The organism is Henriciella sp. (genome assembly GCF_049649345.1).
Taxonomy (GTDB): Bacteria; Pseudomonadota; Alphaproteobacteria; order Caulobacterales; family Hyphomonadaceae; genus Henriciella.
The window spans coordinates 1-1,560 of the sequence record NZ_JBARZC010000009.1 but is presented as its reverse complement, the minus strand read 5'-3'; the positions used below and the strand labels follow the sequence as shown (position 1 = coordinate 1,560).

The following is a 1,560-nucleotide window of genomic DNA, read 5'->3' as shown; positions in this document are numbered from 1 at the left end:
GGCGTACCCCGCCATCGGCGATGATGTCGGCGCGCCCGCGCACCGCGTCGACGATCTCCGGCAAGAGGTCGATGGTCGGCACGGATGTGTCGAGCTGGCGCCCGCCATGATTGGAAATCCAGACCGCATCAGCGCCGAGCTCGACCGCGCGTTTGGCGTCCTCGGCGCGGGATATTCCCTTGATCGCAAAGCCCGGCCCCCAGAATTCGCGCATCCATTCGACATCTGCCCAGGTGACCGCGCGCGAGAATTGCGCATTGACGAAACCGATCAGCCCGCCCTGGTCGCTCTGGCCTTCAAGGTGGCTGAAATTGGCAGGCGTGATCGCCGGGCTGCGCACCATGTCCCATGCCCAGCGCGGCTTGGATATCAGCTGGCGGGCAAGCGACAAATTGGGCTTTGGCGGGATGGAAAAGCTGTTTCGCGGGTCGCGCTCGCGATTGCCGGGCACAGGCAGGTCGACGGTCAGGATGCAGCCGGCAAACCCCGCATCCTTGGCGCGCGCCAGAAAGTCTCTGACGATCTTCTTGTCCTTCCAGACATAGAGCTGCACCCATTTCGGTCCTGAGGTCGCCTGCGCAATGTCTTCAACGGTCTGCGAGGCAAGCGTCGAGCATGCATAGATGACACCGCGCGCCTCTGCGGCCCGCGCCAGAGCCAGCTCGCCTTCAGCCGGGTGGAACAGGCGGGTCGTTGCCGTGGGCGAGATGAAGAACGGAAATTTCGTCGCCTGGCGCATGATGGTCGTCGAGGTGTCGATCTTCGTCACATCGCGCAGGGCCCGCCAGGTGAGCTGATAGTCATCATAGCGGCTGACCGAATGTTTCAGCGTTACCTCATCATCGGCGCCGCCATCGATATAGTCGAATACCATTCGCGGCAGGCGCGCTTTGGCCATGCGGCGGAGATCGTCGATGTTCAGCGCCTGTTTCAGTCTCACCGCTCAAGCCCTCCCTGGCCATCCGGCTGCTCCTGATCAGTACCGGCTTGACGGTCCCCGCGTCAATTTTCGTCTTATCGCAAGGCGAGAGACAGGGAGCTCGATGATGGACATTAGCGGCATGGCGCATGTCATTGTAACGGCGGGGGATTTCGAGAAAACAGCCGCCTTCTATCGCAAACTCCTGCCGGCCATGGGGCTGACCATCGTGTCGGACACGGACGAGATCTTCTATTGCGTCGGCGCGCGCACGGCTTTCGGGGTTCGAAAGCCCCACGATGAGTTCAGGGGCGAGCGGGCCAATCAGTGGCGCGTCGGCCTGCATCATTATTGCTTCCGGGCGAAAACCCGCGAAACGGTTGATGAGATGCATGAGCTCGTGAAAGCGATCGGCGGCACCATCGTACATGCGCCCGAGGAAGGGCCTTGGGCGCCTGGCTATTATTCCGTCCTCTTCGAAGACCCGGACGGGATGCGCGGCGAGGTGAATTTCGTGCCTGGCAAGGGCGTGCTGGCGGAAGGCGCTGAATTCCGGCCCCGCTAAGGCTGGACCGGCTGGAACACCTCTCAGCGACTCTGCGTTTTATAGTGCAGACCTCGCCTAAACACTGACACGGGAG

Annotated in this window: 2 protein-coding genes; one reads left to right on the top strand and one right to left on the bottom strand. The window is 62.1% G+C overall.

The window, feature by feature from the left end; genetic code table 11:
* A partial coding sequence (locus WA989_RS00205; RefSeq protein ID WP_424338517.1) for an alpha-hydroxy acid oxidase occupies nucleotides 1–940 on the bottom strand: 940 nt, incomplete at its 3' end.
* A gap of 103 nt (nucleotides 941–1,043) precedes the next feature.
* Here WA989_RS00205 and WA989_RS00200 point away from each other — a divergent pair.
* Entirely contained in the window at nucleotides 1,044–1,484 is a 441-nt protein-coding gene (locus tag WA989_RS00200) for a VOC family protein (protein WP_424338516.1), read from the top strand.
* Nucleotides 1,485–1,560: the final 76 nt, after the last annotated feature.